The organism is Alcaligenes sp. PF14 (genome assembly GCF_037150615.1).
Lineage (GTDB): Bacteria > Pseudomonadota > Gammaproteobacteria > Burkholderiales > Burkholderiaceae_B > Alcaligenes > Alcaligenes phenolicus.
In genome coordinates this window covers 211,198-234,185 of the sequence record NZ_JBAGRS010000007.1, presented here as the reverse complement: position 1 = coordinate 234,185, position 22,988 = coordinate 211,198, and the positions used below count along the sequence as shown (strand labels likewise).

Annotated in this window: 21 protein-coding genes; 14 read left to right on the top strand and 7 right to left on the bottom strand. The window is 56.8% G+C overall.

What is annotated here, in order from left to right; translation table 11 throughout:
* Positions 1 to 8 precede the first annotated feature (8 nt).
* The 9 genes from WFM49_RS16000 (at position 9) to WFM49_RS15960 (ending at position 10,035) form a co-directional block, all read left to right on the top strand.
* Positions 9 to 890 carry a branched-chain amino acid ABC transporter permease gene (locus WFM49_RS16000; protein ID WP_336974265.1) on the top strand — a complete coding sequence of 294 codons (882 nt, stop codon included), beginning with the start codon at positions 9 to 11 and terminating at the stop codon, positions 888 to 890.
* Positions 891 to 1,046: 156 nt separating this feature from the next.
* Positions 1,047 to 1,907 carry a branched-chain amino acid ABC transporter permease gene (locus WFM49_RS15995; RefSeq protein WP_009460736.1) on the top strand — a complete coding sequence of 287 codons (861 nt, stop codon included), beginning with the start codon at positions 1,047 to 1,049 and terminating at the stop codon, positions 1,905 to 1,907.
* Entirely contained in the window at positions 1,904 to 2,665 is a 762-nt protein-coding gene (locus WFM49_RS15990) for an ABC transporter ATP-binding protein (protein WP_009460734.1), read from the top strand. The genes WFM49_RS15995 and WFM49_RS15990 overlap by 4 nt, the downstream gene beginning before the upstream one ends.
* Complete coding sequence (locus WFM49_RS15985) at positions 2,649 to 3,389, top strand: ABC transporter ATP-binding protein (RefSeq protein WP_009460732.1); 741 nt, start codon at positions 2,649 to 2,651, stop codon at positions 3,387 to 3,389. The genes WFM49_RS15990 and WFM49_RS15985 overlap by 17 nt, the downstream gene beginning before the upstream one ends.
* A gap of 12 nt (positions 3,390 to 3,401) precedes the next feature.
* On the top strand, positions 3,402 to 4,136 hold the full coding sequence (locus WFM49_RS15980) for an alpha/beta hydrolase (protein WP_250756092.1): 735 nt from the start codon (positions 3,402 to 3,404) through the stop codon (positions 4,134 to 4,136).
* A 231-nt stretch (positions 4,137 to 4,367) separates the two neighbouring features.
* Positions 4,368 to 6,608 carry a hypothetical protein gene (locus WFM49_RS15975; protein ID WP_336974263.1) on the top strand — a complete coding sequence of 747 codons (2,241 nt, stop codon included), beginning with the start codon at positions 4,368 to 4,370 and terminating at the stop codon, positions 6,606 to 6,608.
* 11 nt (positions 6,609 to 6,619) lie between these two features.
* A complete protein-coding gene (locus tag WFM49_RS15970; RefSeq protein WP_254498845.1) occupies positions 6,620 to 6,856 on the top strand; it encodes a hypothetical protein in 237 nt (78 codons plus the stop codon).
* A gap of 74 nt (positions 6,857 to 6,930) precedes the next feature.
* Entirely contained in the window at positions 6,931 to 9,078 is a 2,148-nt protein-coding gene (locus WFM49_RS15965; RefSeq protein WP_239054656.1) for a phosphocholine-specific phospholipase C, read from the top strand.
* Between the two features lie 60 nt (positions 9,079 to 9,138).
* Positions 9,139 to 10,035, top strand: a complete 897-nt coding sequence (locus WFM49_RS15960; protein ID WP_250756095.1) for a LysR substrate-binding domain-containing protein — start codon at positions 9,139 to 9,141, stop codon at positions 10,033 to 10,035.
* A 115-nt stretch (positions 10,036 to 10,150) separates the two neighbouring features.
* Here WFM49_RS15960 and phnX read toward each other — a convergent pair whose 3' ends face one another.
* From phnX to phnD, 5 genes are read right to left on the bottom strand one after another with little or no spacing between them, the layout of a single operon-like run.
* Positions 10,151 to 10,993: a phosphonoacetaldehyde hydrolase gene (gene phnX / locus WFM49_RS15955; RefSeq protein WP_009460724.1), complete on the bottom strand. Its 843-nt coding sequence runs from the start codon at positions 10,991 to 10,993 to the stop codon at positions 10,151 to 10,153.
* A 48-nt stretch (positions 10,994 to 11,041) separates the two neighbouring features.
* Positions 11,042 to 12,154 (bottom strand): iron-containing alcohol dehydrogenase PsrA, encoded by a 1,113-nt coding sequence (gene psrA, locus WFM49_RS15950; RefSeq protein ID WP_250756096.1) that lies wholly within the window; start codon positions 12,152 to 12,154, stop codon positions 11,042 to 11,044.
* Between the two features lie 25 nt (positions 12,155 to 12,179).
* The gene (phnE, locus tag WFM49_RS15945; RefSeq protein WP_336974258.1) at positions 12,180 to 12,995 is read right to left on the bottom strand and encodes a phosphonate ABC transporter, permease protein PhnE; all 816 of its coding nucleotides are present in this window, start codon (positions 12,993 to 12,995) and stop codon (positions 12,180 to 12,182) included.
* 2 nt (positions 12,996 to 12,997) lie between these two features.
* Positions 12,998 to 13,813 (bottom strand): phosphonate ABC transporter ATP-binding protein, encoded by an 816-nt coding sequence (gene phnC, locus WFM49_RS15940; protein WP_009460718.1) that lies wholly within the window; start codon positions 13,811 to 13,813, stop codon positions 12,998 to 13,000.
* Positions 13,810 to 14,700 carry a phosphonate ABC transporter substrate-binding protein gene (gene phnD / locus WFM49_RS15935; RefSeq protein ID WP_022983585.1) on the bottom strand — a complete coding sequence of 297 codons (891 nt, stop codon included), beginning with the start codon at positions 14,698 to 14,700 and terminating at the stop codon, positions 13,810 to 13,812. The genes phnC and phnD overlap by 4 nt, the downstream gene beginning before the upstream one ends.
* 113 nt (positions 14,701 to 14,813) lie before the next feature.
* On the opposite strand from phnD, the gene WFM49_RS15930 reads away from it, so the two are divergent.
* A complete protein-coding gene (locus WFM49_RS15930) occupies positions 14,814 to 15,698 on the top strand; it encodes a LysR substrate-binding domain-containing protein (RefSeq protein ID WP_009460716.1) in 885 nt (294 codons plus the stop codon).
* A gap of 140 nt (positions 15,699 to 15,838) precedes the next feature.
* Positions 15,839 to 17,485 carry a long-chain-fatty-acid--CoA ligase gene (locus WFM49_RS15925; RefSeq protein ID WP_336974256.1) on the top strand — a complete coding sequence of 549 codons (1,647 nt, stop codon included), beginning with the start codon at positions 15,839 to 15,841 and terminating at the stop codon, positions 17,483 to 17,485.
* A gap of 195 nt (positions 17,486 to 17,680) precedes the next feature.
* Here WFM49_RS15925 and WFM49_RS15920 read toward each other — a convergent pair whose 3' ends face one another.
* Both WFM49_RS15920 and WFM49_RS15915 read right to left on the bottom strand, forming a co-directional pair.
* Positions 17,681 to 18,904, bottom strand: a complete 1,224-nt coding sequence (locus WFM49_RS15920) for a hypothetical protein (protein ID WP_250756098.1) — start codon at positions 18,902 to 18,904, stop codon at positions 17,681 to 17,683.
* A 378-nt stretch (positions 18,905 to 19,282) separates the two neighbouring features.
* Positions 19,283 to 19,900 carry a LysE family translocator gene (locus WFM49_RS15915; protein ID WP_009460710.1) on the bottom strand — a complete coding sequence of 206 codons (618 nt, stop codon included), beginning with the start codon at positions 19,898 to 19,900 and terminating at the stop codon, positions 19,283 to 19,285.
* Positions 19,901 to 20,262: 362 nt separating this feature from the next.
* Between WFM49_RS15915 and WFM49_RS15910 the strand changes: the two genes are divergently transcribed.
* The 3 genes from WFM49_RS15910 to WFM49_RS15900 all read left to right on the top strand — a co-directional run bounded on the left by WFM49_RS15910 (position 20,263) and on the right by WFM49_RS15900 (position 22,979).
* Positions 20,263 to 21,120 (top strand): LysR substrate-binding domain-containing protein, encoded by an 858-nt coding sequence (locus tag WFM49_RS15910; RefSeq protein ID WP_009460708.1) that lies wholly within the window; start codon positions 20,263 to 20,265, stop codon positions 21,118 to 21,120.
* A 157-nt stretch (positions 21,121 to 21,277) separates the two neighbouring features.
* A complete protein-coding gene (locus WFM49_RS15905) occupies positions 21,278 to 21,601 on the top strand; it encodes an ArsR/SmtB family transcription factor (RefSeq protein WP_009460707.1) in 324 nt (107 codons plus the stop codon).
* A gap of 88 nt (positions 21,602 to 21,689) precedes the next feature.
* The gene (locus WFM49_RS15900; RefSeq protein ID WP_336974252.1) at positions 21,690 to 22,979 is read left to right on the top strand and encodes an arsenic transporter; all 1,290 of its coding nucleotides are present in this window, start codon (positions 21,690 to 21,692) and stop codon (positions 22,977 to 22,979) included.
* Positions 22,980 to 22,988: the final 9 nt, after the last annotated feature.

Genomic DNA, 22,988 nt, shown 5'->3' with positions numbered 1-22,988 from the left:
GCAGCGCTATGGAATGGACAATAGACCTGATTTTCCAACAAGCTGCAGCTGGACTGGCGCTCGGCTCCATCTATGTTCTGCTAGCGGTAGGACTAACACTGATTTTCGGCCTGCTTAACGTGGTGAACTTCTCACATGGAGCCTTTTACATGCTGGGCGCCTACCTGGGCTTTGTCACGCTGGAGTACACGCAAAGCTTTACTGCAGCCCTCCTTGTAGCCGCTCTGGGTGGGGCTGCCATTGGAGGACTTTTTGAGCGCTTTCTGATTCGGCGCTTGTACGGCAAAGGTATCGATTATCCCCTCCTGCTTACTTTTGGGGCAGCATACGTCATCGTCGATGCGGTGCGCATGATTTTTGGCCGAGAGGGTGTCCATATTGCTACTCCTGAGGCCCTAAGCGAGGTGGTTGATCTTGGGTTTGGCCTCTTGCCGGGGTATCGGCTCTTTCTAATCGCGCTCTGTCTGGGACTCGTATTGCTGTTGTGGCTGCTGCTGGAGCGCACACGTTGGGGACTGATTATCCGCGCTGGAGCCCAAGACGGGACCATAATCCGCATTCTGGGCATCGACATTTCGCGAGTCTGGCTTATGGCCTTTGCCCTGGGGTCAGGACTGGCCGCCCTATCAGGAATTCTGGCTGCACCCATGCGGGGCGTCCATCCGGATATGGGTTCGGCCATTCTGGTTGATGCCTTCGTTGTAACGGTCGTAGGGGGGATGGGGTCCTTATCTGGCGCTGTACTGGCCGGCCTGCTGATCGGCATGGTTGTCAGTTTTGTGACCCTGTTCGCCCCCGAGTTCCAAGAACTCTCCATCTATGTGCTGATGACTCTCATGTTACTGGCGCGTCCCCAAGGCCTTCTGGGGCGCCGTGGGGCTTTAGGCTAAAAAATTATGCAAACATCAATTCTTACAAGAGCACACCGCGACACAAGACCGGCTGCTCGCATCCACCGATCCGGACGCTGGCTGGACCTGCTTGGAACACTGGCGTTCCTGGGCCTGCTTCCCTGGCTGGTTCCCCATCAATCCCTGGCTACCTCCATGCTGATTTTTGCACTCTTTGCCAGTGCATACAATTTAGTCTTCGGTTATGGCGGCATGCTATCGCTAGGACACGCAGCCTTGTTTGGAGGTGGAGCTTATGCGGCTGGCATCGCGGCTGTCCACGGCCAACTCCCTTGGGAACTATCTTTGCTGTCTGGCGCCTTGGTGGGTTTGGGGATCGGCCTGCTCTTTGCTTTTTTATCCTTACGGGTGCGTGGAATCTACTTTGCCATGATCACATTGGCATTGGCGCAATGTGCGTACTTCTTCGCTTACCGCAATCCAAACTGGACCGGAGGGGACAACGGCTTGCGAGGCGTGCCCCCCTTGGAAATAGACTGGGGATTCTTACAACTGTCCAGTTCCGACCCACTCAGCAAGTACTACCTGATTTTTGCAATTGTAGCGGGCGCTTTGAGTCTGCTGCGTGCCTTGCTCTACACCCCCCTGGGTCGCTCCTTGTCCATGATCCGTCAAAATGAGCAGCGTGCAGCAGCTTGCGGTGTGCCTGTTCTACGTGTTCGGCAGATCACCTTTGCAATCTCCGGCTTGCTGTCCGGTTTAGCAGGAGCTCTATATGCCTATCACATAGGAACAGTCCCCCTGGAGACGCTCTCGGTCCACCTGTCCGGGCAAGTAGTGATGATGGTGCTACTAGGGGGCATGGCCACTTTTGTCGGCCCGGTGGTAGGAGCGGTTGTCTTTCTAGGCGCTGAAAACCTTCTTTCTGACTTGACTGACTACTGGCAAATGATCAGCGGTATTTTGTTCATGCTGCTGGTACTGTTTTTCTCAAAAGGTATTTGGGGTGGCGTTCAAGCAATACGACAGAGCCGTCCTGCGGAGCCAAAGCCATGACACACGACATTATTCTTTCCGCCCAAGGTTTGAGCAAAACTTACAGTGGCTATGTCGCCAATAGAGACATCAGCTTTAACATCCGACGCGGAGAGCTGCTTTCAATTATCGGCCCCAACGGGGCCGGGAAAAGCACATTATTCAACATGTTGAGCGGCACCATCAAACCCGATACTGGTCAACTTTTGTTTAAGGGCCAAGACACCCGGTCTACCCCCCGGCACCGGTTTGTCAATATAGGTATTGCCAAGTCTCATCAAATCACGAGCCTCTTTCTGGAAAGCACTTTGGCGGAAAATATTTTTCTAGCCTTGGAAACTCCTAAAACCACCCTGAATTTCTGGACCGTACGTGATGAGCGCCCCCAGGCCCAAGAGCGCATCACAGAACTGCTAGCCATGGTCAGACTGGATCATAAGGCCGGTTTACTGGCTAGTTCCCTATCTCATGGAGAGCAGCGTGCACTAGAGATTGCCATGGCTCTGGCCAGCGATCCAGAGCTGCTTTTAATGGACGAACCAACGGCCGGCATGGGACCACAAGAGACAGTACAAATTATCGAATTGATCCAGGCATTGCGCCAACAACGCACCATTGCACTAGTCGAGCACAAAATGAAGATGGTCATGGATATAAGTGATCGGATTCTTGTCCTCCATCATGGTGCCCTACTGGCCGAGGGCCCTCCCACCGACATCATGAACAATGCCGAGGTCAAACGTGTTTATTTAGGGGAAAAACATGCCGCCCACCACTAGTAGCCCACCGCAAGACACGCTGCTGCACATTACCGGCCTCCAAGCCTGGTATGGGCCCAGCCATATTCTTCAAGGTATCGACCTCTCCGTTAAAGAAGGTGAACTGTTAGCTATTCTTGGTCGAAATGGCGCCGGCAAAACCACTACCTTGAAGGCAATAATGGGCCTGGTACCGAAAGTCCAAGGATCAGTCTTGTACGGAGGACAAGAAATACTTGCCCGGCCCGCCCATCAACGCTTCCGCTACGGTCTGGGCTACGTCCCTGAGGAACGCAGGATCGTCCCGGGACTTACGGTCCTGGAAAACCTGCAGTTAGGTCTGGCAGCGACACCCGGCCAGTACAAGCTGACAGAGCGTATTGAGGAAATTGCACAAACCTTCCCCCGCCTGAAAGAACGCTTCAAGCAAGCAGCCAGCACCATGTCTGGTGGGGAACAGCAAATGCTAGCGATTGCACGTGCCCTGATGAGCAATCCGAAGCTCATTTTGCTTGATGAGCCCTCTGAAGGGATTATGCCCAAACTGGTCGATGAAATGTTTGCGCTATTTACCGAGCTGCGCCAGCAAGGAAAAACGTTGGTTTTAGTCGAACAAAATGTGGCTCTCGCTCTGGAGATCGCAGACCGTGCGGTGATTATCGACAATGGCACTGTTGTGCACCGTGCCAGTGCTGCCGAACTACTAATCGATCAAGAAATGCAGGACCGCTACTGCGCAGTTTAAAAAGAGTCTGTCATGTCCAATATTGTTTTACTACATGGAGCTTGGCACGGAGGCTGGAGCTGGGGCGGCCTACAGACCTTGCTAGAGCAACATGGCCACCGGGTTTTCACACCCACCTTCACAGGCTTGGGAGACCGTGCCCACCTTCTGACACCAGAGGTTGGGATACACACTCACATACAAGATATTGCGATGTTCTTGCAATATCAGGAGCTCGATGACTGTGTCCTGATCGGACATAGTTATGCGGGTCTGATCATGCCCGGCTTACAAGAGCAACTGCATATCACCGGCAGCACGCACATACAACGTGCCATTTATCTCGATGCTGTCCTGGTCCCTTGCGGTCAAAGCTGGTCCGACGCACACGACCCCGCGACACGCCGACAACGCTTGATTTCCAGCTACCAGGGTAGCAACAGCACAACGGTCTTTCCTGTCCCCACGGTTGCAAATATGGGGGTACATGACCCAGCAGACATTCGCTGGGCAGACCGCATGCTGACGCCGCACCCCGCCCGCACCTACACAGATATACAAGATGTAGGCCCAGACTTATATCCCGGCATCTACGTAGACTGTACTCAACCTGCTCTAAGCGCTCTGGAAAGCAGCAAGCTATATGCCCGCCAACTAGGCTGGCCTTATCTGGAACTACAAGCTGGCCATGACTGCATGATCTCCCATCCCCTTGAAACACTACAAACTCTGAAGCCTTACCTATCCTGCGCAACTCCTACTGTTTAAGCGTTCCCTCTTTAACAAAACAAGCCCGCTAACAGCGGGCTTGTTCACACTCCAGAACCGGCACTGTTGACTCGCGCTCCAAACCTCCAAGAGATTCCGCCGAAAAAACAAACAGCAACGACGATGAACGTCTAGGATATCGACCCAAGGCCGTCATGCTGCCTTGCTCTAATTCGATCGATCCTTTCTTAACGTCAGCGACAAGGCAATCGAATCATGAGACATGCGCACATGGCCAGCCCCCTTTCTCAAGGGCCCGGCTTTCCCCCTCCTTCTGCAACCCGGTATCTGAACGCGGCCCAAGCTGGCTGCTTGCAGCACCCGCCCGTGGGCCGCGCAGGACGCAGCAAAACAGGCCTGATCAAGGCCCTGGCAGTAGCAAGCCTATCTGCCGCTCTGGCCGCTTGTGGTAGCTCTGAAACCAGCTCGGGCCCGGCCACCGCCCCCGAAACCCCCACCAACCCGGTAAAGCCTGACACACCCAGCACTCGTCACGCCCTGATCATTGATCTGGACGGGGCCACCTACCGCGCTGTGCAGCAAGGCATGGCAGCGGGCAGCCTCCCCAATCTGGCCAAACTGAACGTCCAACTGGCCTATAGCGGCGGTGTGGTGGGCACCCCCAGCCAACAAGCCAATCTGGACATGCCGGGCTGGGCCAGCCTGCTGACCGGCACCTGGGCCAATCGTCACGGCGTGGTATCTACGGCACCAGACCAGGTCTTGCGTCAAAACAGCCTGTTTCACTCTGCCCAACCAGGCCAGAATGCCGCGGCCGTTGCATCCAGCGGACTGGCCCATTTGCTCAAGGCTGACCATGATGCCGAGCGTCTGCACGAGCTGGCCGATTGTTCTGCACAAGCCGTGACCCTGTCCTGTGTCTCCACCCAGGCAATGAAGATGATTGAAGGGAACTACCGCAAGGTTCTGGTTCAGTACCGTTCTGCCAAAGATGCGGCATTGGATTTTGGTGTCGAGTCACCTGACTACCTGGCCACCCTGAGCAAGCTGGACAAGGAGATCGGTACCTTGATGGCGGCCACGGCCAAGCAGCAGGATCGCCAATGGTTGATTGTCGTGACAGGCAACCACGGTTTGAGCGAGCATGGGCAAGACAATGGCCTGCCCTTGCTGTCCCAGTCCGCTACTTTCCTTGCCTTCAACCAAAGCGTCAACACAGGGGAACAAGGCATAGGCGCCAGCCTGCCCCAGACACTGGCCGAGCTGTATCAGTACAACAGCCTGGTTGATGTCGCTCCCACCGTCATGCGCTATCTGGACACGCTGCCCCCAGCGGCAGAATACAAGCTCGATGGCAGCAGCCTGCTGGGCCCACAAGCCGTGTCCAATCTGAATGCCACCGTCGTGGACAACAATTCTTCGTCCGTGGCCATCAAGCTGGACTGGAAAGCACCGGCCGACGCCCCCATCGATATCCTGCGCGATGGCCAGGTCATTGCTTCGCGTCTGCCCGCAGGGACACAAAGCTATACCGACAATCAGTTGACGGCCGACCTGAGCAGCAAAGGCACGTATCAGTTTGACTACACCGTGCAGGCAGGCTCGGGCGAGCAGGCCGCCTGGCGCAACCTGATCAGCCCGCCCATCTCCTACTTGCCGCCTGTGCCATTGGCCACCACCTTGCGCAACGGTCTGCTTTCTTACTACCCCTTCAGCGCGACCCTGCCGCCTGTTGATGCACAAGGCAACAGCAGCATGGCCCCCGCCTCTGCCGATCTGCCTTCGGCCGCAGGGGTAGTGGTACCCGGCCCCTTTAGCGGCACGCATGGGCTGCTGGTCGATACCAATCATGTCACCGTGGAAGGGCTGGAAGGCTACCGCATGACGCCGACACAAGGCTTTGATATTTCCACCGGCAGCAGCCCCCAGTTCACCATCGGCTTCTGGTATCAGGTGCCCCAGTGCATTGACCGCAATAACGTCACCATCCTGTCCAACAAGAACTATGTCAGCGGTGGCAATGCCGGTGTGGCGATTGGCCTGTTCAGCAGCTCCACCAAGAATCAATGTGGCGTGGCCTTCAATATTGGTTCAGGCGGTGTTCGTGCCGACGGCCCCACCAATCCCTACACGCAAATTCCGGTAGGCCGCTGGGTCTACATTGCCTTTGCGGTGGACGGTGTGGCCAAGAAGATGAACATGCAGATCTTCGACCCGGTCATCGGCCAGACAACGCAGGTTGCAGCTGGCAAATCCACTGGCGCTGTTGATCTGTCCAAGCTCTCTCCCTATCCGCAATGGGGGATTGGCGATGATGGCACCGGCAAGTTCCTGATGAACAAGTGCAATGGCTCGGTTACGCCGCCCTACACCGTGGGCAAATGTGCTGTTGCTCCGCCAACCCAGCAAATGTTTGGTGATCTGGCCATGTGGAATCGTGTGCTGAGCGACGAAGAGCTGCAGTCGATCTATTGGTCCAACAAGCCGCTGTCCAGTTTGTCCACCCACTAAGCGAGCGCGCCATGACCTCTTTGACTCTTCTGGCACGCTTGATGCGCACCTTGGCACTGGCTAGCGTCACGGCCCTGATACTAAGTGCCTGCAGCGATGGCAGCAGCGGCGACCCTTCCCCAGCAAGCGACACGGGCTCGGGCAGTGAACAGGTGCCCATCGTCACGCCTCCGGCCAGCGGTTCGCTGGGCGAACAAGGCACGGACAAGCCCGCCACCCCCAATTCGCAACTGGACTGCGCTCCCTGACAGAGCACCCCGGCCGGGCTGTGGTCACTGCCGCGCCTGGCCCTCTTGCTACCTTCAATCGACAAGGCTTTCCCATGACTTACCTTAATCGTCGCAATTTTCTGCGGCTGGCCGCCAGCGCCGCTGCCTTGGGGCCCTTTCCCCCCGCCATTCAGAAAGCACTGGCCATCCCGGCCAACAATGCCACCGGCACCATCAATGATGTGGAGCACGTCATTATCCTGATGCAGGAAAACCGCTCGTTTGACCACTACTACGGCACCATGCCGGGAGTACGCGGCTTTAGTGACCGCTTCACCATCCCTATGGCCTCAGGCGAATCGGTCTGGCGTCAGCAAGGCAGCAGCGGCGTGGTGCAGCCCTATTATCTGGACGCCACCAAAGGCAATGCCCTGCGCGTGGGTGGTGCACACGACTGGAATGACCAGCAGGAGGCCTGGGACGGCGGCCGCATGGCCTTTTGGCCCAAAGCCAAATACACCAATGTGGCCATGGGCTACCTGAAGGAGTCGGACCTGTCCTTTCACTGGTCACTGGCCAACGCCTTTACCGTCTGTGATGCCTATCACACCTCCATCAACACCGGCACCTTCACCAACCGCATGTTCCTGTGGAGCGGCACCAATGGGGCCAATGTCACCGGGCGTGCCTGCGTCACCAACTCTAACTGGGGGGGCCTGGGCCCATCCGAAGACGGGCTGGACTGGACCAGCTACCCCGAGCGTCTGCAGGAAGCAGGCGTGCGCTGGAAGGTCTACAACCGTCCCGGCAACAACAGCAATAACAATCAGCTGGTGGCGTTTGCGTCCTACCGCAAGGTCAATGAAGATCTGGCCTCGATGGGCTCGCCCTCGGCCACTTATTCGCCACAAATGGAAGCGCTGTCTCCCTTGTACAAGGGCTTTGGCAATACCATGCCCGACGGCGGCTTTCTGCAAGCCATTGCCGACGATATCGAGATGGGTGCCCTGCCACAGGTCAGCTGGATTGTGGCCCCTGGCCCTTACAGCGAACACCCCAGCATGGGCGTGCCCGGACAGGGTGCCTGGTATCTGGAGCGTTTGCTGAACATCCTGACGGCCAATCCCGAGGTCTGGAGCAAAACCGTTCTGATCGTGAACTACGACGAAAACGACTGCTTCTTTGACCACATGCCCCCACCAGCCCCCCCATGGCGTCACCGCGACGGCACTCTGGCCGGCAAGTCCACCGTGGATGTCTCGAACGAGTACTACACCATGCCCGCCCCGGATGGAGACTCGCGCAAGCTGCCCCCCGATGGCCGCCCCTTTGGTGCCGGCCCCCGTTTGCCAACCCTGATCATTTCTCCCTGGAGCGTGGGCGGCTGGGTGAACTCCCAGCAGTTTGACCACACCTCCGTGCTGCGCTTTCTGGAGCAGCGCTTCGGTGTGCAGGAGCCCAATATCAGCCCCTGGCGTCGAGCCGTATTCGGCGACATGCGCTCCTGCTTTGACTTCAAGTCCCCCAATGCCAACAAGCCTGCCCTGGTGTCAGCCCCCACCCGCGATCAGGCCGATGCCACACTGGCGCAGCAAGTACAGGCGGGCAAGGTTCCCATGCCGCCTGTGGGTTCCGAGCCCATGCCCACACAGGATCTGATGCTACGCCCCTCCCGTGCCCTGCCTTATCAATTGCATACCAGCGCCAATGTGGATCTGGACAAGGACAAGGTGTGGCTGACCTTCAGCAATACTGGCACCCAAGGCACCGTGTTCCATGTGTACGACGAGCTGCATCTGTCCGAGTACCCACGTCGCTTTACCGTGGAAGCCGACAAGATGATTTCGGACTCCTGGACCGTGGGCGCAGACCAGAACGGCGACTACAGCTTGTGGGTGCTGGGCCCCAACGGCTACCACCGTCATTTCAAGGGCAATCTGCACGCCCTGCGCCAGGGCCCCAAACCCGAAGTCCGCGTCTGCTACGAGCCCAAGGCCAACACCGTCTCCCTGACCATCATGAACGTGGGTAGCGAAGCGGCGACCGTCACGGTCACCGCCAATGCGTATCGGGAAGATGGCCCATGGGTGTACACCGTAGACCCCGGCATGCAGATTGACGCGCGCTGGTCGCTGGAAGGCTCGGCCAACTGGTATGACTTCACCGCCACCATGGGCGAACATTTCGAGCGCCGCTTTGCTGGCCGTCTGGAAAATGGCCGCGACGGGATCAGTGATCCGGCCATGGGCGTCGCACGCTAGTCATACTGATCAGGCAAGATAGGGCAGCCAGTCCCGAAAAAAAACAGTTAGAGAAACACGATGACGCTCAACCAGATTCGGGCCTTCGTCATGGTGGCCCAGCACGGTGGCTTTACCGCCGCCGCGCGGGCCCTGAACATGAGCCACACCACGCTCAGTTCACAAATACAGATGATTGAACGCGAATACGGAGCCGAGCTGTTTCATCGCCGGGGCCGGCGTGTCGAGCTGTCCACCCTGGGGCTGGAAATGCTGCCCATGGCCAGGCGCATGATCTCGCTGGAATCCGACATGCGCCAAATGCTGGATGGCACGGGCAAGCTGCACTACGGCACCCTCAAACTGGGTGCCGTCAGCCCTTACCACGTCACCGAACTGATCGAGTCCTTCCACGCGGTGTACCCGCGCATCAAGCTGTCCGTCAAACTGGGCAACTCCGAGCTGGTCCTGGACGACCTGGACAAGTACGTCTGCGATGTCGGCGTCGTGGCCAGTTGCCAGCCCCAGCGCCGCTACTACATGCAACCCTATGCCCGTTATCCGGTCATTGCCTTTGTGCGCCATGACCACCCCTTTGCCAAGCGCGATGCCATTGCCCTGGACGAACTGGCCGGCGAGCCTTTGCTGATGCGTGAGGAAGGCTCCACCACTCGCAAAGCACTGGAAGATGCCTTGCATGAACACAAGATCAAGGTGGATATCGCCATGGAAATCGGCAGCCGGGAGGCCTTGCGCGAATCCGTGGCTCGTGGCCTGGGAGTGGGTACGGTCTCCGAGTCCGAATACGTGCCAGACCCGCGCCTGCGGGTGGTACGTATCCAGAATGAGCCGGTCTGGACGCAAATCCATGTCTGCTGTCTGCACGAGCGACGTGAGTCGCGCCTGGTGGCCGCCTTCTTCGAGGCCATTGCTCAACACCAAAGCGCCCTGTCCAGCGACTGCAAGCTACGTGCCTAGTCGCCTGGCGGCGCAATACCTGAAGCACGCCCGGCCATACTGATACCAGGCATAAAAAAAGCGGGGCATAAAGCCCCGCCCTTCCCTTCACGCCTGATTCAATGCCCCCACGAAATCAGGGTGTTTCGCCTTGTGCCAGACGCGCCTGGATCGCCTGGACAATGGCTGGGAAGTCCGCAATGGTTTCAATCACGTAGTGCGCGCCGGACTGGCTCAAACGCTCGCTGGCTCGCTCGACTCGTGCTTTTACTTCAGCTGGGTCAGCAGTCTTCAGTTCGGCCAGCGACAAGCCCACTTCGTTACCCGACAGGCTCAAGCCCACCGTCCACATCCCCGCACGGCGGCCTTCTTCGATACCGGGCACGGTATCGTCCACTTTGATACAACGACGCACATCACCCACGCCCAGAGCCAGAACATTGGCCAAGGCCATGAAAGGACCGGGACGACCACCAGCAGGCAACTCATCACCAGCGATAACGCAATCGGGAGCCAGGCCCTGGCTGGCTGCAGCAGGTAGCAACACATCAAGCACCTGACGAGGGTAGCCCGAGCAGGAACCCACTTTGATGCCCTTGGCACGTAACTGCTCCAGAACAGCTGCCGCCCCTTCAATCGGAGCGGAGTACTCGGCTACTTTCTCGATCTGCATGGGCATGAAACGCTCGTAGATGGCATCAATATCGGCATCCGTGGAAGCACGCTCGAACTGGGCCACCCATTGGTCCTGAATCGATTCAGTCGCCAGCAAGGTACGGATATGATCGCGCTTGGACAAGCCCATGGGACCACGTGCCTGCTCCAGGCTGATCTGAATCCCGAAGGTGGCAAAGGCATCCACAAAAATCTGTGTCGGTGCCAGAGAACTGAAATCGACCAGCGTGCCAGCCCAGTCAAAAATAACGGCCTCGACCTTGTCCGACATAAGCGTATCCAGAGCATTGAAATTCTGAGTCATTATTGAAAAACCTTCAGTTTTGAAAACAAACCGGATCAATAGCCGGGCTTATACCTGCACAGCATCCAGAGTCTGTGCACCAATGAAATTACGTCCTCGTGGGCCTTCCAGAGCCTGGGCAATTCGTTCTTGCCACTGCTCGGGAGCCAGACCGTAAGCGGCCGGGTCTGTACTGACGCCCAGCCCCTGCAGAAAACGGGCCAGAGCCGTCACCGCCTGCAGGCCGTTGTGCGCATCAAAAATGGACAGCAGCAAGCGGTCCAGATCGGCATCCTGCCCCAGTGCCATTTGCATCACATGCGGCAAGCTGAAGGAGCAGGCGATGCCATGCGGCAGCCCTTGTTCCAGAGTCAGCTCGTAAGACAGGGAGTGAGCCAGAGCCGTCTTGGTATTGGAGAACGCCAGCCCTGCCATGACGGCCGCAACCGCCAGTTGGCCGCGCAGCTCCAGGTTGGACAGGTCCTGCATCAGCAGTGGCAGGCTGCCCATGATCTGGCGCGCTGCCGAGACCGCCAGACTGGCCGACACCGGATTGCGGTTGACGTTCCACAAAGACTCCAGGGCGTGCGACAAGGCATCCAGGCCGCTGGCCAACGTCGCCGCTGCAGGCAGGCTGCGCATCAAGCCCGGATCAATAATGGCGGCCTGAGGCCAGGTCCAGGGCAGATGCAGGGAGTACTTGCGCCCCTGTCCCTTGTCCCAAATCGTTGCCCAGGGGGTAACCTCGCTCCCGGTGCCTGCCGTGGTGGGCACGGCAATCAGGCTGCGCACCCGCCCTGGAGGCTGGCTCAGGCTGGTCTTGCCGGACAGGCAGTCCAGCAATTCGGAAAACGTGCCCGAAGGCGTGCTGCTCAGCATGGCTTTGGCACAATCGATCACGCTGCCACCACCCAGAGCAATGATGCACTCCACATCGGGATGATCGCGCCACAGGCGCTCATACAGCGGGGCCAGCCAGGACACATCCGGATTGGGCTGTATATCGGTTTCGATCGCCACCAGTTGATCGCCCAGCAAGGCTTGCAAACGATCGCACTGGCCCAGCTCACGCGCTTCGGGAAAGGCAATCAGAATGGCTCGCCGGGTTCCCAGATGCTCGGGCAGACGCTCAAAAGCCCCATGCCCTGCATCGATCTGAACTGGATTGAAAAAATGCCACATAACAATCTCAAAAGAAAAACTGCAATCAATCGCGCCCGTTGTGGCGAATCGCTTCGCGCAGGCGGTTGGAGATAAGGTCGGCCACCACCACCATCACGGTAATGACCACAATGCAGGTCGCTGTTTCCTGGTACTTGAACAGTTTCAGGCTGCTGACCAGTTCAAAGCCCAAGCCGCCAGCCCCCACCATGCCCAGCACGGTGGCCGAACGCAGGTTGACCTCGAAGCGATACAGGATCACGGCAATCCAGGCGGTAATAACCTGCGGCAAGACACCGAACACAATCACCTGCAAAGGACGCGCGCCGGTAGCACGCAGGGCATCCAATGGCCCCTGGTCAATTTCCTCAATGCTTTCGGCAAAGAACTTGCCCAGCATTCCCACTCCATGTACGGCCAGAGCCAACACACCAGGAAAGGGGCCCAGACCCACGGCAGCCACAAACACCAGGGCCAGAATCAGCTCATTGATACTGCGGATGATGTTCAGGCTTTGGCGGGTAAAACCGTACAAGTAGCGGTTGACCTTCAGGTTATGGGCAGCCAGAAAGGACACGGGAACTGCGCCGATCACGCCCAACACCGTGCCCCAGATCGCAATCTGAATAGTCTCGATGGCCGGAGCGAGCAAATTGCCCAAAATGCTCCAGTCCGGTGGAAAGGTGCGGCTTAGAAAGTCGGCAATTTGTGGCAGGCCGGCAGCAAACTCGGCGGCGCTTAACTGCGCCCCCTCTGCGCTCCACTGCAATCCCACCATAATGGCGGCCACCATCAGGGCGGTCAGAATCCAGCCCTTGGCGCTGGTCGGGGTAGACATGACCCAGGAGTACTTGCTGTCCATCTTCACGCTCCCTTGGTAACAATGCTTAGCGGTTCGGCCAGAAAAGAAGCGGCATCACCCGTACTGCCCGACACACCGCTGTGCCCAGGCTCGGGGCCGGGGTAAATGCGTGCCAGATCATCCTCAGTCATCTGCTCCGGGGCACCGTCATACACCACACGGCCATGAGCCAGACCCACAATGCGATCCGCAAATTCGCGTGCGTAATCAACCTGGTGCAGGTTGCAGACCACGGTAATGCCCAGTTCCCGGCTGGCATCGTGCAGATAACGCATCACCAGACGGGCCGTTTTAGGGTCCAGACTGGCAACCGGCTCGTCGGCCAGAATGATGCGCGGGCGCTGAGCCAGCGCACGGGCAATGCCCACCCGTTGACGCTGACCACCGGACAGGGAGTCGGTACGGGCCTGGGCCTTGTGAGCCAGCCCGACCCGTTGCAGACAGTCCTGGGCCAGAGCGATATCTGCCCGGCTGAACAGTTGCAAAATGGAACTCCACACGGGCACCGCTCCCAGGCGCCCAGTCAACACATTGCGCAGCACCGACAAGCGCGGCACCACATCGTGATGCTGGAAAATCATGGCAACCTGGCGCCGCAAAGCTCGCGTATCCTGGGCGGACATGGCGTCAATGCCGGCCACGGACAACTCGCCCGTATCCGCTTGGGCCAGCCGGTTCATGCAGCGCAGCAGGGTGGACTTGCCCGCCCCGGACTGGCCTAGTACCACCAGGAACTCGCCAGCCTCTGCATCCATGTCCACACCACACAGCACCTTATTGCTGCCGTAGCACTTGTTCAGGCCACGCACACGGATCATTTCATGCTCCGCAGATCCAGATCCAGCACCTTGGCAGTATCGCGCACTACGTTGTAAGCCGCGTCAGTGGTAGGCTGGAAGCCATTGAGCATGCCTTGATCGCCCCAAGGAACATTTTTGATATTGGCCAGTGCCTTGGCGACTTTCTCTTTCACGCTTGGATCCAGATCCTTGCGCCAGACCATGGGCGACTCGGGAATATCGCTGGACGACCAGACAACTTTCAAATCGCCTTCGGCCAACTGACCCTTGGCAATGGCGCTGGTATAAATACGGTCTGCAACAGCGGCAGCATCAACTTTCTTGTTGGCCACGGCCAGCAGGCTGGCATCGTGCGAACCGGAGAACACCACACGGGAAAACAGCACCTCGGGCTTGTAACCGTCGTTCTCCAGGCCCGCTTTAGGGAACAGGTGGCCGGAGGCGGAACTGGGGTCAACAAAGGCAAAGGTGCGATCTTTCAACTGCTCCACATTTTCAATGCCACTGTCTGCGCGCACCACGATCAAGCTCTTGTAAGCGCTTTTGCCCGTCTTCTTGGTCACAGCCACGGCAAAAGCTTCTACATCGGCCACCGAATTGGCCAGCACATAAGAGAATGGGCCCAGATAAGCCACGTCCAGCTTCTTGGCACGCAGGGCTTCGATGATGCCGTTGTAGTCCGTGGCGACAAAGGGCTCGACCTTCATGCCCGACTCGCGCTCCAGCTGTTCAATCACCTGCTTGCTGGATTCGATCATGGCTTGGGAATCCTCGGCAGGGATCAAACCAATGGTCAGCGTGTCCTGTGCGGCCTGAGCCGCTGTACCGAACACCGAAAAAACAGCTGTAGCGGCCGTTGCCGCGATGAAAGAGCGGCGGGCAGTCTGAAATACGTTCTTGTTCACGGCAGTCGTCCTTAGGGTTTGTAGGAGGAATGCCGACATCTTAGGAAGGTCACATTGCCTTCATGTTATCGATTTAGGATTGAAAACATCAGTTATCTATAGATGGAGTCTATATGTCCGCCGCACGCCTACGTGCCTTTCTGGCTGTTGCCCGCCACGGCAGCTTCAGCGCCGGGGCTCGCGCCCTGGGACTGGCCCAACCCACCGTTACCAAACAGATTCAGGGCCTGGAACAACAACACGATGTCGAGCTTTTTCATCGCCGGGGGCGCGGGATTCAGCTAACCCAGGTCGGGCTGGCCCTGCTGCCCGTGGCACAGCAACTGGGGGCTCTGGAAATAGATGCCTTCAACCTCCTGCATGACAGTGGCAAGCTGCACGTGGGGCGCTTGCGCATTGGGGCCGTGGGGCCTTTTCATGTGATCGAAATGGTAGAGGCCTACCACAAGCTATTTCCAGGGGTGGATATCTCCATTCATATGGGGAACTCGGCCGAGGTGCTGGCCGACCTGGCCGACTATGCCACCGATATTGCCGTGCTGGCCGGAGCCTGCGAGGACCCGGCTTTTCACACCGAGCACTACGCCAGCCATGCTGTCATTCTGTTCGCCCCCTTGTCGCACCCTTTGGCCCGGCACGACAGCGTGCCTCTGTCCGCCTTGCAGGATGCGCCGTTATTGCAGCGGGAATCGGGCTCTACCACACGGGCCTGTCTGGAAGCAGCACTGGAAAAGGAGCATATCCGGCCCCGCGCCGTCATGGAAATTGGTAGTCGGGAGGCCTTGCGGGAAGCCGTCGCCCGAGGGCTGGGCGTCGGTACGGTATCCGAGGCCGAATTCATTCCGGACCACCGTTTCAAAGCCGTTCGTATTCAGGGAGACCCCGTGCGCACCGACACGTATTTATATTGCCTGGCCGAGCGCCGGGACAGCCGCATGATTGCCCAATTTTTCACAGAAGCTTTGGCATTACGCAAGCAAATACAAACGACTACATAGACGTATTTGTGAGTTTCAGGCTACTGTGCAAACGTAGGCCATGACAGTCAGTGATGTGTTTCGTCCATTTTCTGCGCGTAGACTCACAGTTTCAAGGCCCGTCAGTTCTGTTTGATTTACTCCCAGGGAGGACGAAGACCATGCTTGGCATGATGATGAATACCCCACTGCTAGTATCATCCATACTGCGTCACGCAGCGAACTATCACGCAGACCGAGAGGTCGTCTCCCAAACCGTTGAAGGCCACATTCACCGGTACACCTATACCGATCTGTCCAAGCGCAGCCAGCAACTGGCCAATGCGCTGAAAAAAATGGGTCTGCAACATGGCGACCGCGTCGGCACCCTGGCCTGGAACGGCTATCGTCACCTGGAGCTGTATTACGGCGTATCGGGCTCGGGCCTGGTGTGCCACACCATCAACCCGCGTCTGTTTCAGGATCAAATTGGCTACATCATTGAACACGCAGACGATAGCGTGCTGTTTGCCGACCTGAACTTCATGCCGATTCTGGAGTCCTTGGCCGATCAGCTGTCCAAGCTGAAAGCCGTGGTCATCATGACGGACGAAGCGCACATGCCCAAGTCGGACCTGCTGCCCAACCTGCAGTGCTATGAAACCCTGATTGCGTCTGAATCCGATCATTTCGACTGGCCGGTGTTTGATGAGAACACGGCCTGCGGCCTGTGCTACACCTCCGGCACCACGGGCAAGCCCAAAGGCGTGCTCTACAGCCATCGCTCCACGATCTTGCATGCCTTTGCCTTGAGCATGCCCGATGCCCTGTGTCTGTCTGCTTCTGACACCATTACCCCCATCGTGCCCATGTTCCACGTCAATGCCTGGGGCCTGCCCTATGCGGCCTTGATGGTGGGCGCCAAACTGGTCTTGCCCGGCCCGAAACTGGACGGCGCCAGCCTGCATACCTTGTTTGAAAACGAAGGGGTCACCATGACAGCCGGTGTGCCTACCGTCTGGCTAGGCCTGCTCGACTGGATGCAAGCCAATGGCAAAACCTTCAGCAGCCTGCAACGCCTGGTGATTGGCGGCTCGTCTGCGCCTCCGGTCATGATTACCCGCTTCCAGAAGCTGGGTGTCAAGGTACGCCACGCCTGGGGCATGACGGAAACCAGCCCGGTCGGTCTGGCGGCTGCCCTGCTGCCCAAGCACGAGTCCTTGCCGGAGAACGAGAAACTCAAGCTGCTGGCCAAGCAAGGTCGTCCGCTCTTCGGGGTCGAGTTCCGGGTAGATGGCGACGATGGTCAACCCATTGCCCGCGACGGCAAGATGTTTGGTGCCATGATGGTGCGCGGCCCCTGGATTGCGGCTTCTTACTTCAATAGCAATGACACCTCTGCCCATACAGAAGATGGCTGGTTCAATACGGGCGACGTGGTGACCATTGATCAGGATGGCTTTATCCAGATCGTGGACCGAACCAAGGATGTGGTGAAATCCGGTGGCGAATGGATCAGCTCCATCGAGCTGGAAAACATTGCCCAGGCTCACCCGGCGATCAAGGAAGCGGCTGTCGTAGCCAGGCCCGACGAGCGCTGGGGCGAGCGTCCGGTTCTGGTGGTCCAGCTACAGGACGACGCCACCTTCACCAAGCAGGACATGATTGATCTGTTTACAGAACAAGTCTCCAAATGGAGTATTCCTGACGAACTGATCGTGGTCGATGAACTGCCCCACACAGCAACCGGCAAGCTCTTGAAAACCGCTATTCGCAAGCTGATTCAGGAGGATCTGGACAAGCTGGCTGCGCAGAACAAGGCCGGTTAACCAGGCTGCATCCAGCCAGATGCCTGAAAGCAGAATCAAGAAGCCAGGCTCGGCTTTCTTGACGCGCAATCGCAAACAGCCCCCCGACAGTTATCCAACTGTCGGGGGGCTGTTTTTTGCCTTTGCCATTGGCTTTGTCAGGGCCAGAATCAAGGCCAGTATCTATGGCTGGCCCATATCAACAGCATGCCCCCTTCAAGGATGCACAGGCGTAGGAATATCCCAGATATTGAGATCCGCATTCTCGCGCTCCCAGGCCCGCACAGAGAACTTGGCACGATTGAACAGACCCAGATAGTTTTCATAGCGAATCTTGTTGCCTATGGCCACTGGCAACTCGTCCAGAAACTCCCTCATCTTGGACAAGTCCGCATGGTACTGAGCCGGTTCCATCAAACCGCCCGGTGTCACTGAAGTGGGAGGGGCCGACTCAAAGCGATTACGCGTAAAGATCACCACATCTGAACCCCACAGAATCCGGTTCTGGTATTCATTGAAGAAATTCAGCCAATCCTGGCGACTGGGCATGCCCGGCTCGGGATTCAACATATAGTCCTGCACCAGATCCCAGGAAATATCGGTAGACCAGCTGGGGCAGGCATCCAGCACTTCTTTCACGCGCGTAATGTGGTCGCTGGTGGGTTTCACAAAACGCCCCAGGCCCGTATGCGCCCACACCACCTTGGCTTTGGGCGCATGTCCACACACGTGCTTCAAGCCGTCCACATAGTCCTGATCGGGATAGGAATGCTCCAGCTCACCCTGGTAATTGACCTCTACCCGGTACATATCATTGTGCAAGATCGCGACCAGACCAATCTCTTCAATGGTCTTGAACAAATACTCCAGCGACTCGGAATACAGCGATACCTTGCTGCCATCGCCCGCATCAGGCGGTAGCGGCACAGAGGGGGCCTTGGTTTGTTCTACCGTTTCACCAGCCAGCTTGCTGGACACCAGCTCCTTGTGAATGGTGAACTCTCCCACCCCGGCAAACACGCCTGGAAAACTGAGCACCGCACGCTTGATATGTTGCGAGGCATATACGTCCATGGGATTGAAGGCCGTAATCATGACATCCAGCTTTTCCTGATACTGGGGCGGCAAGCGCTCGTACTCGCGCGCAAACATGGCATCCACAAAAGAGTAGTAATACAAGTCTGCTTTGGGGCCTATGTAGTAGTTCGGGCCATACATCTGATTGCCAGACTGTGCCTGGTACTGTTCAAACCCATCCCAGCGTTGCTGCAAAGGAATCGGCATGATGGTGGAGCGCACAATTTGCTGGCGATTGGCGCTCATATAGCGCTCTGCATATTCCTTTAAGGAAATACCTTGCATGGCGTAATTGGAAGCGTGGAAATGCACGTCTGCATACAGCTGGCTGGTATCCAGCCGGGGCTCCGGGCTTTGAGCCATAACACCGCTCTGAACCGCTGCGAATAAAGCCAGGCCAGACGCAGCCAGCGCTTTTGCGTTTATATGATGGCAAGTCATTCTTGTCTCCCTCTCTACAAGTAGTGTGCGAAACCTGAAACGGCAACGTAACAACCATACCCAGAGCGCCGTCAATAAATGACAGAAGATAACAGATATTCTTTTAAAGAATTTAATTCATATTTTTTTCCATACTTTTATATTTTTATTATTAATAGCCATACAAATATAATTCAAAATCAAATTAAAAATAAAATACTCAATTAAATTCTGAATTTAATTCAAACCAATTTATTAATCACTTCAATAATCAGGCAGTACAAATCGCCTGTGCACAGCACCTGCTCCCGCATGGCCGCCCTAAGACACCGAGTTGGCAAATAGCAGCGAAGCGCCCAAGCTGAACAAGGCCACGCCTATCACCCTGTCCAGCAATCTTTGCCGGGCCAGCATGGCTGCCCGCAAGCGCTTGTTTGAGAACACCAGCGCCACAATGCTGAACCAGACCCAATGGGCAAAAGACATGAAAAATCCATAAGCGAAATTCAGCCAGAACGATGCATCCGGCTGCACCAGCTGCGTAAAGGTGGCCACCACAAACAACATGGTTTTGGGATTCAAGGCATTGGTCAAAAACCCCATGCCAAAAGCTTGCCAGGCGCTGGGCATATTTCCTGCCTCGCCGTCCGTATTCAAAACAGTGCGATTACGGAAAGACTGATAGCCCAGGTACATCAAGTACGCTGCCCCCACCACTTTCATCACCAGAAACAAGGTGGGAGACTGAGTAATCAGAATCGCAACGCCCAGCACCGTGTAGACCACGTGCACCTGCACCCCGGCAGCAATACCCAGAGCCGAAATCAGGCCAATCTTGCGGCCAAAGGAATAGCCATTACGAGTGACCATGGCAAAGTCGGGGCCTGGGCTGATCACGGCCAGGATAGTGATAGTGGCAACGGCCAACAGTTCATGCATTTTTAACAAGCCTAAGTTTGATGAAATCGGTGTGACAAGCTAGGTCAAAGGCAGCCAAACCGCAGAGCCAGTCCTACACTCTAGGAATGAGATCGTTCCTTCGCGAACGATCTACCAGTCTGCAAAGACCGCTCCAGTTGGAATGTGAAAACCCTTCCTGGTGAGCTATGTATTCATCCAATTTATATAGTTTTTGCGATTCTCAACGGGACCAATCCAGATTTTCAAAACCCAAGAAAAACCCTCCCAAACTTCTATCGTTTTCTTGTTTGAATATTCGCTCTCAGGATTTCATTATTGATAATCCTGTGCTAATTTAAAAACGATAATTCCTGCGCTATTTCTGTGAGTTTTCATCGACCATGCAAATCCCCAATCTCACGGCCTTCCGCTACTTCGACACGGCCGCCAAGGCAGGCAGCTTTGTGCAGGCAGCCCAGCTGCTGCATGTCACTCACGGCGCGGTCAGTCGCCAGATTCGGGCGCTGGAAGAATCTTTGGGGGTAGAACTGTTTGAACGGCGCAATCGAGCTGTATTTCTGACACAGGCAGGCCGCCAGCTTTTGCATGTGACCGCGCCCATGTTCGAGCGCTTGGAAGACGTGGTGTATCAGTTGCAGCAGACACAGCGTGAACATGCGCTGGTCGTTTCCTGCGAGCCCACCATTGCAATGAAATGGTTGATACCCCGACTGGGGGATTTTCACACTCTGCACCCTAATATCACCGTGCATCTGATTACAGCCGGGGGGCCAGTGAACTTTGCTCAAATGGGAGTGGATCTGGCCATACGCCGTGACGACTTTCATTGGGCAGACTCGGTCTGCGGCCTGAAATTGTGCGAAGAAATGATAGGGCCGGTCTGCCAGCCTCACTATCCCCACACCCAGGACACGGCCAAACAGGTGCTGATACAAAGCAGCTCCCGTCCGCAAGCTTGGGCCACCTGGGCGCGACTTAGCGGCCAAGTCATACGCTCTGCCAACAAGCTGGAACTAGAGCATTTTTATTTATGTATCCAGGCCGCCTTGTCCGGACAAGGCATGAGTATTGTGTCGCGCCTGATGGTGCAAGATGAACTGCAAAGCGGGCAGCTCATTGCCCCGCAAGGATTCATTGCGGACGGCTCGGCGTACTACCTGCTCTCTCCCCAGGCTCTGGATCAAAACCCGCGTGCGGAAGTATTTGCCGACTGGTTAAGTGAGCAGTTGGCGGCTTAAGCCCAGCGCTGGCGGCAAACAGCAAAATGGGCCATACGCGCTATACCAGAACATCATCGTGACTTTGTCTTTCAAATAGATAAGCAGTCCGCAAAAGTACTGCGATTGGAAAGCAATAATTAATTCAACAATTCTTGAATTGTTGTATTATTACTCCATGGAAGAATCTCAAGTTATCCGCTCCCTGGCCGCTCTGGCCCACGAAGCCCGCCTACGGGTTTTCCGCGCACTGGTTGTTGCCGGGCCCACCGGACTGACACCCGGCTCTCTGGCCGAGCAGCTAGGCATTGCGCCCAACGCCCTGTCCTTTCATTTAAAGGAGCTTAGCAATGCCGGGCTGATCCACGCCGAGCGGCAAGGTCGCAATCTGCTCTACAGCGCCACCTTTCCCGCCATGAACAATCTGCTTACTTATCTGACCGAGAATTGCTGTCAGGGTCAAACCTGCCTCCCAACGCAAGACCTGTGTCAGAACTGCTAGAGCGCCGGACACTTGATATCCACGTCCTGCAAAAACTATTCGGAACTTAACTGCCTTGCTGGCTACCCCCTGATCAGAGCACTCCGTCATGCTTCTTGCTGTACTCATTTTCATCGCTACCTTAACCCTGGTGATCTGGCAGCCCAAAGGTTTGGGCATTGGTTGGAGTGCCTCTTTAGGCGCAGTTGCTGCCTTGCTGTCTGGCGTCGTGCAATGGACTGACCTGGCCCTGGTCTGGAATATCGTCTGGAACGCCACCGCCACATTTGTCGCCATTATCATCATCAGCCTGATATTGGACGAGGCAGGTTTTTTTGAATGGGCCGCCCTGCATGTCGCCCGTTGGGGAGCCGGCAACGGGCGCAAGCTCTTTGCCTTTATCGTGATTCTGGGCGCAGCAGTCTCTGCCCTGTTTGCCAATGACGGGGCCGCACTGATTCTGACGCCGATTGTCATGGCCATGTTGCTGGCCTTGGGCTTTTCACCGGCAGCAACTCTGGCTTTTGTCATGGCAGCCGGTTTTATTGCGGACACAGCCAGCTTGCCGCTGGTCGTCTCCAATTTGGTGAACATCGTCTCTGCCGACTACTTCAAACTGGGCTTCACGGACTACGCCGCCATCATGGCACCCGTCAACATCGTGTCTGTACTGGCCAGCCTGGTCGTTCTGATGCTGTACTTCCGTCGCGACATTCCCGCCCACTATCGCCTTGAACAATTAAGAGCGCCTGCTGAGGCTATCAAGGACATGGCCAGTTTCAAGGCTGGCTGGATGGTGCTGGCGTTATTGCTGACAGGCTTTTTTGCACTGGAACCCCTGGGTGTCCCCGTCAGTGCGGTTGCCGCAACAGGCGCCATCATTTTGCTGGCGGTTGCCGCCCGTGGCACAGTCATCAGTACGCGAAAAGTGCTGCGTGGCGCCCCCTGGCAAATCGTCGTGTTCTCGCTGGGCATGTATCTGGTGGTTTACGGCCTGCGCAATGCCGGGCTAACCGATTACCTGGGTTTACTGCTGGATCAGTTCGCCCAAGCTGGCGTGTGGGCAGCGGCCATGGGTACCGGCGTCCTGTCTGCGTTGCTGTCCTCGGTGATGAACAATATGCCCACGGTCCTTGTCACCGCCCTGTCCATTGACGCTTCCAGCGCCGAGGGCATCGTCAAGGAAGCCATGATTTACGCCAACGTCATTGGCAGCGATCTGGGCCCGAAATTCACACCTATAGGCAGTCTGGCCACCTTGCTGTGGCTGCATGTCCTGGCCCAGAAAGGCACAAAAATCAGCTGGGGCTACTACTTCAAAGTAGGAGCCATCCTGACCACACCCGTCTTGCTGATCACCCTGGCAGCCTTGGCGCTGCGACTGGGTATCGCCCACTAAACCCTGATA